We start from the raw sequence: 7,033 nt of genomic DNA on the forward strand, positions 1-7,033 counted from the left end.
TCATCGGCACAGGCGGCAAGGCTGACATCGAGCAGGGACAAGGCCCGGCATAATAAGGAGATTTTAAAATGGGCTTATACAAATACCGATCGTAAGCAGCGTTAGCGTCGGCGCCGATTCACTTTACAGACTCAAGATTCTCGAACAACTATCTCAATGCAATTCAATTCGATTAATACGCATGGCGCGCGGCGTAAAAAGGCAGGCGCAGCATCCGTATTTATGTGTGCATCTCTTATATTGACGGGTTGCGCGGGCAACGCTCCCAAGTTGGCGCCCGAGCCCGCCAGTCCGGACTCGTTGACTGTACGCGCTGTCGAGGTCGCGACCCCGCCCGGCTACTACGTTGTCGCGCCCGGCGACACGCTCGCTTCGATCGCCGTCGCGTATGGCCGCGACGTGTCCTTGCTTGCCGCCTGGAACGGCATGACGGCGGACGCGAACGTGGTGCCCGGCATGCGCTTGCACGTCGGCCCGCCACCGACTGTGGCTGCGGCGCAGCCTGCAACCGCGTCAGCGCCCGCCGTGGAACCCAGGGCCGGCGCATTCCCCTGGCCCGTGAACGGTCCCGTCATCGCGGCGTTTGGAACGGCAGGCTCGAAGGGAATCAGGATTGGAGGCAGCGCGGGCGCCCCTATCAAATCGGTTCGCGATGGACGCGTGGTCTATCTCGGCAAGAATATTCCGGGATATGGGAATCTGGTCGTGATCAAACACAACCAACATCTGATTACGGCTTACGGCACGCTGCGTCGAACGCTCGTACGCGAAGGCGCCACAGTGAAGCAAGGACAGGTAATTGCCGAAATGGGCGCTCAACCCGACGGTCCGTCGTCGCTTCTCTTCGAAGTTCGCAAGGACCGGACTCCCGTCGATCCGTCAGCGTATCTCGGCTCGCAGTAGAAATGCATCGGCCTTTGTCTCGCTCCATGCCGATATGAGTGGCCGAGCACGAACCCACCTCGCTCAATGATGCGAGCGCCACATTTTTGCACTCAAGATTTGTGCGCTCGCGCCGAGAAGAATCGGCAACGGGTATAAGCGATGCAACATTTTTTCGCGCGCCGCAAATCCGGCCCCGATCATGCATAGCAGGGCCCGCATTTGCGAGCAGTTAGCGCGCAAGCCCGCCGCATAAGGCTTTCAAAGTGCGCCAGGCCTCGCCTGCGGACGCCGCCTTCGCAGCCGTTAACCACGCATGCAACATTTTTTGCGCTTTAGCCGTTTCTACGGCGGCAAGGCTTTCGTACGTCCAAAGCGCGGTGAAGCGGCGGCGGGGCGCATCGCTGAAACCCATACTGGCAGGGCATTCCGCAGAAGAAAACGTTTGTTCGCCAACGCTGGCGGCGCGCAATCCGTATGACGAGCGCTTTTCACGTTTGAATCAATTTTGCGCGCACTTGGTCGGACGATAGCGAGCGTTGCGCCACGAATCGCGCAAACCCTCACTGGTATAAGGATTGGCGGGCGTTGGCACGGCTCTCGCTAATGTACGACCACGCACGAAGAACACCGCGATTCTCCAACGAAACAAGAAGCGACGGATTCGTGCTACGGGGCTGGTCGCAACAGGATTCGATGTACGCCGTCAGATGCATGCACGGATCCTGTTGCGAGCCAGAAAAAATCGAAAGCGCCAGGCGCACACGTACGAGAAAAACGAAAATGTTGACACTTCAATCAGACCTGCACGGCAACCATTTGTTGGGCGCACTTCCGCCGCAAGAATGGCAAGCCATCGCGCCTCACCTCGAACTCGTTCAATTGCGCACGGAGCAGTTGCTGTGCGATTCGGGGCAGCGCATTCATCACGTTTATTTCCCGACGACGGCGATTATTTCGCTGCTGCATACGATGGAAGACGGCGGTTCCGTCGAAGTTGCGGCAGTTGGCCGTGAAGGGATGTCGGGGGTTCCGGTGCTCACGGGCGGCGACACCATGCCCACACGCGTTCAGGTTCAATGCGCGGGGGTCGCGTATCGCATGAGCGCGGGCGCGTTGCGCGAGGCCTTCGGCCGTTCGGACTTTCTGCGCCGCGTGATGCTGCTGTACATGCAAGCTCTGCTCACGCAAGTGGCGCAGACGGCGGCATGCAATCGCCATCACTCGCTGTCGAAGCAACTGTGCCGCTGGCTGCTGATTCAGACGGACCGCACGCCGAACGATCAGCTGCGTGTGACGCAGCAGATGATCGCCGATATGCTGGGCGTGCGCCGCGAAGGCGTGACCGAGGCAGCGGGCAAGCTGCACGATGCGGGGCTGATTCATCATAGCCGCGGGTGTATCAAGATTCTGGATCGCGCCGGGCTGGAAGAGCGTGCTTGTGAGTGTTATGGAATTGTGAAGCGGGAGTTTGATCGGATGTTGCCGCGGCGGCAGATGGAAGCGGTGGTTTGAAGGGGCTTTGTGGTGGGGCGGGGTTTGGTTTTGGTTTCGCCGGATCCCGTTTTCGTGTTGGTCTATTAGCATTGCCCCTCCCCGGGGCGGGGGTAACTTTCTTTGCTGCTGCAAAGAAAGTCACCAAAGAAAGCAGCTTTCTCACCGCCCGCGGTCACACGCACGTTGGCCATTTTTCTCCTCGGGGAACGGCCCTCGCCTAAAGAGTGCCCTCACAGGACCCGTCGGGCTTGGATCGCGCACGGTCCGGCTCATCGCACCACTAAATGTATTGGTACAGCCATTTCAAGCTCCGGCCCTGCTTCGCGGCCGACGGGCTTATCGGGTTTGCGTGCGCCTTCGTGCTCGCTGGTTTCCCTTGCGTACCCTGCGGCAGCGCGAAGCGCTGTGCCGGAGCCATTTTGTGCTGAGCCAATAATTTTGGTTTACTAACTAGTCAGACCGTGCGCGATCCAAGCCCGACGGGTCCTTTGAGGGCGACACTTAGGCGAGTGCCGCCTTGGAGGAGAAGAGTGGCCAAACTGCGTGTGACCGCGGGCGGTGACAAAGCTGCTTTCTTTGGTGACTTTCTTTGCAGCAGCAAAGAAAGTTACCCCCGCCCCGGGGAGGGGCAGTGCTAATAAACCAACAACAAAGCAAGTTCCACGAAAAAAACAAGCCCTCAACCCCCCGACTAGCTGCGTCAGCAGCCCTCCCCCGCAACCAATTGATGCTCGCAAAAAGGAAATAGAAGACTCTTTCCCAGCCGACAAAAGAGTTGTACCCGCGCCTGCATTTACGCGCATTGTGCACATGCACATAATGCCCCTAACCCGCATCGAGGCGGTGACGGTCTGAGTACGGCAAGAAGAAGAAAATCGACATACCGCGGCACACATCGCTCCTCCTCGTTCGCTCAACACAGGAGCCTTGTATGTCCAAGACCTTCATCGAAACGCCGTCGCGCCGCCGCTTCATCGGCGTCGCGGCAGCCACCGTCGCCGCCGGCGCGTTCACGCGCCTGGCCTTCGCCGACGAACCGATTCAAAGCACGGCCGGCATCGTGCAAGTCACAAGCGGCGACAAGACCGCCATTCGTCCGCTGCGCGTGCATGCATCGGATGCGCAAATCGCCGACCTGAAACGCCGCGTGAAAGCGACGAAATGGCCGGAACGCGAAACCGTCGCCGATGCGTCGCAAGGCGTGCAGTTCGCAACCATGCAACAGCTCGCGCGCTATTGGGTGAGCGCCTACGACTGGCGCAAAGCCGAAGCGCGGCTCAACGCCGTGCCGAATTTCGTCACCGAGATCGACGGCCTCGACATTCATTTCATCCACGTCCGCTCGAAGCATCCGAACGCGCTGCCGATGATCGTCACGCATGGATGGCCAGGCTCGATCATCGAGCAACTGAAGATCATCGATCCGCTGACGAATCCGACCGCGCACGGCGGCAGCGCAGCCGATGCCTTCGATGTCGTGATTCCATCGCTGCCCGGCTACGGTTTCTCGGGCAAGCCGGCGGCGACCGGCTGGGACCCGCAGCGCATCGCGCGCGCGTGGATCGCGTTGATGAAGCGGCTCGGCTATACGCGCTACGTCGCGCAAGGCGGCGACTGGGGCAATGCCGTGACCGAGCAGATGGCGCTCGTCGCACCGCCGGAACTCATCGGCATTCACACGAACATGCCGGCGACCGTGCCGGACGATATCGCGAACGCGCTCAAGCTCGGCGAACCCGCGCCCGCGGGACTTTCGGCCGACGAGAAACACGCCTTCGATCAGCTCGACTTCTTCTACCGGCACGGCCTCGGCTACGCGCAGGAAATGGCGAACCGGCCGCAGACGCTCTACGGCATCGAGGATTCGCCGATCGGCCTCGCCGCGTGGATGATCGATCACGACGCGGCCAGCCAGGCGCTCATCGCACGCGTGTTCGCCGGCGAGCGCGAAGGACTGTCGCGCGACGACATCCTCGATAACATCACGCTCTACTGGCTCACGAACACGGGGATTTCGTCGGCCCGGCTCTACTGGGAAAACAAGCTCGTGTTCTTCGCGCCGAAACATGTGGCGATTCCCGTCGCGGTCAGCGTGTTTCCCGATGAAATCTACGCCGCGCCGCAAAGCTGGGCGGAAAAGGCGTATCCGAAGCTGATTCACTACAACCGGCTGCCGAAGGGCGGGCACTTCGCGGCGTGGGAGCAACCGCAAGCCTTTACGGCCGAGATTCGCGAGAGCTTCCGCCCGCTGCGCCAAGGCTAAAGCGCAACGTAAGCGCCGCTTATGCTAAGAAAAAGCGGCGCTGGATGCTTGCCGGCGTTCGCGCGGACTGGACTACGCTGTCGTGAACATCGGAGGGTTTCACATGCCGAAGCCGGCCTACGGACACGTCATTCGCGGCGACTCGCCGATACTGCTCGCCACGCCGCACACCGGCACGGCGCTGCCCGACGCGCTGCTCGCGCAACCCGCATGGCGGCCTATCGGCGGCCGCCTTTCCGATCCCTCCGGCGTCGCGCTTCTCGCGGCGGCGCGCGAGCGCGACGTGACGAGCGTCGCGGCGCAGGTGCATCCGTGCGTGATCGACCTCAACGTGGCGCTCGACAATCGTCCGCTGTCGCAGCGGCTGAACCGCACCGGGCTGTGCCGCACGCACACGTCGCGCGGCGAGGCGCTCTATGCGCCCGGCAGCGAGCCGAGTGAGGCGGAGGTCGAACAGCGTGTCGATCGCTACTGGCGGCCGTTTCATGCGGCGCTGACCGACGAACTGCTGCGGCTGCGCGGCCTGCACGGCAACGTGCTGCTGTTCGTGTCGCACGCGAGTTCGTGGCTTTCGCCGTATCGTTCGGATACCGGCGCGCCCGATTGCAACGCGGGAACGCATCAGGGCGCGTCGTGCGACCGGCGGCTCGTCGCCGCGCTCACGGAAGCCGTGCAAGGCAAGGGCCGTTCGTGGGTCGTCAACGGCAAGCTCGCGGACGCTTTCGCGGCGCGGCGCTACGGCATGCCGGACAACGGCATCCACGTGATCGAAGTCGAGGTGGCGGGGCGCTGGCGCGGCGAGCTCGACCTGCAGGCGCATGCCAGCGATACCGGCGCCAACACCGCCGACGCCGGCGACATGCACGCGATCCTCGATGCGCTCGGCACCGCCTTGGGCCGCCTGCCGCCCGCCGATGCGCGTTTCGACGCCCGTCTCGTCGCCGACGATCCCGCCGTCTGATGCCGTCGTGCGATGCGTTTTTACGTAGGCGGGCCGCATGCTACATTCGGCTTTCACTCCGTTGCCGACCATGAAAGAGAGCGCACCTGAACACTATCCCGACTGGGACCTGCTCGCGAGCTGGGTCGCGGTGGTCGAAGCGGGTTCCATTTCGGACGCGGCGAACCGCCTGGCCATTTCGCAGGCCGGCGTTTCGCAACGCATCAAGGCGCTGGAGACGATTCTCGATACCACGCTGCTCGATCGCGCGACGCGCCCCGCGCGTCCCACCGCGGCGGGGCAGCGGCTTTTCGAGCACGCCACGGTCCTTCTGCAAGGCGCGGATCAGATGGTCGAGAGCGTGCGCAACGTGACGCGCGCGAAACGCGTCGTGGTGCGTCTGGGCTGCGTGGACTCTTTTGCCGCGACCATCGGTCCGATCATCATCAAGGCGCTGTCGGGCACGTCGCATCAGATTCGCCTGTGGTCGGGCATCACACCGACGCTCGACGGCCAGCTCGAAGCACGCCAGCTCGACATGGCCATCACGACGACGGGCTTTTCGCAGGCGCCCGGCATCCGCCGCCGAAAGCTCTTTTCCGAGTCGTACTTCGTCGTTCTGCCGCGCGGCTTCGAGGTCGACCGCTTCACGACCATCGCCGAACTGAGCCGGCATCTGCAATTCATCCGTTATAGCGCGCGCTCGGTGATCGGCCAGCATGTCGATGCCTATCTCGCATCGAACGGGGAGAACATCGAGCGTACCTGCGAATTCGATGCGACCGACCCGATGCTGAGTCTCGTCGCCGCGGGCCTCGGTTTCGCCATCACGACGCCGCTGTGTCTCTGGCAATCGCGGCATTACGTGCCGGACGTGCGCGTGGTGCCGCTGTCGTCGTTCTCGCGGCACGGGCGCGCGTATCAGGGCTTGAGCCGCTCTTTCTATCTCGCGTATCGCGAAAACGAGCTCGGCAATCTGCCGACGGAACTGCACGATCTGCTGCGGCGCGCCTACGAGCGTCAGGTTTCGCGCGATATCGCGCAGGCGCTCGCGCTGCCGCATGAGCAAGTGTGCCCGCCCGAGGACGAATGAGCCGCACACAGGGCCGGCTTGATCACCGCGCCCGATTCAATGCATAAGCCGGGGTTTAATTAGCAGCGGGCCATGTTGCAGCCGATACGCTCGGTATCGAGTTGCACCGGCAAGTGAGCTTTCCATCGGATGCGTGCGTTGCTTGCGGTGTCGTGCCATCGTTTCTCATAAGGAGCAACCGTGAATCCACGCCCACAATTTCCGTTGCCGGCCAACGAAACAGAAGTGAGCTTCCGGCCGGGCACTGCCGCTGCGGCGGAACTCGGCAAAGCGCTGCAGCTGCGCGACGTCGTCGAGATTCCGACGGTCATCGGCGGCAAGCGCTATTTCTCGAACGATGTGGTCGAAGTGCGCGCGC

5 protein-coding genes are annotated in these 7,033 nt (G+C 62.4%); all 5 read left to right on the forward strand.

Annotation, left to right across the window (positions count from 1 at the left end):
* The first annotated feature begins 156 nt into the window (after positions 1-156).
* The 5 genes from AWB70_RS28070 (at position 157) to AWB70_RS28100 (ending at position 6,675) form a co-directional block, all read left to right on the forward strand.
* Entirely contained in the window at positions 157-903 is a 747-nt protein-coding gene (locus AWB70_RS28070; protein ID WP_063786738.1) for a peptidoglycan DD-metalloendopeptidase family protein, read from the forward strand.
* A 762-nt stretch (positions 904-1,665) separates the two neighbouring features.
* Positions 1,666-2,397, forward strand: coding sequence for a Crp/Fnr family transcriptional regulator (locus AWB70_RS28075; protein ID WP_045458777.1), 732 nt, complete (start codon positions 1,666-1,668; stop codon positions 2,395-2,397).
* Positions 2,398-3,310: 913 nt separating this feature from the next.
* Positions 3,311-4,642 (forward strand): epoxide hydrolase family protein, encoded by a 1,332-nt coding sequence (locus AWB70_RS28090; protein WP_053570883.1) that lies wholly within the window; start codon positions 3,311-3,313, stop codon positions 4,640-4,642.
* 103 nt (positions 4,643-4,745) lie between these two features.
* Complete coding sequence (locus tag AWB70_RS28095; protein ID WP_053570884.1) at positions 4,746-5,603, forward strand: N-formylglutamate amidohydrolase; 858 nt, start codon at positions 4,746-4,748, stop codon at positions 5,601-5,603.
* Between the two features lie 70 nt (positions 5,604-5,673).
* Positions 5,674-6,675, forward strand: coding sequence for a LysR family transcriptional regulator (locus tag AWB70_RS28100; protein WP_053571055.1), 1,002 nt, complete (start codon positions 5,674-5,676; stop codon positions 6,673-6,675).
* The last annotated feature ends 358 nt before the right edge of the window (positions 6,676-7,033 follow it).

Source organism: Caballeronia cordobensis (assembly GCF_001544575.2).
Taxonomy (GTDB): Bacteria; Pseudomonadota; Gammaproteobacteria; order Burkholderiales; family Burkholderiaceae; genus Caballeronia; species Caballeronia cordobensis.

Coding starts and splice junctions, on each gene's coding strand:
- AWB70_RS28095 (WP_053570884.1), top strand. CDS start 4,746: ATGCCGAAGCCGGCCTACGGACACGTCATTCGCGGCGACTCGCCGATA.
- AWB70_RS28070 (WP_063786738.1), top strand. CDS start 157: ATGCAATTCAATTCGATTAATACGCATGGCGCGCGGCGTAAAAAGGCA.
- AWB70_RS28075 (WP_045458777.1), top strand. CDS start 1,666: ATGTTGACACTTCAATCAGACCTGCACGGCAACCATTTGTTGGGCGCA.
- AWB70_RS28100 (WP_053571055.1), top strand. CDS start 5,674: ATGAAAGAGAGCGCACCTGAACACTATCCCGACTGGGACCTGCTCGCG.
- AWB70_RS28090 (WP_053570883.1), top strand. CDS start 3,311: ATGTCCAAGACCTTCATCGAAACGCCGTCGCGCCGCCGCTTCATCGGC.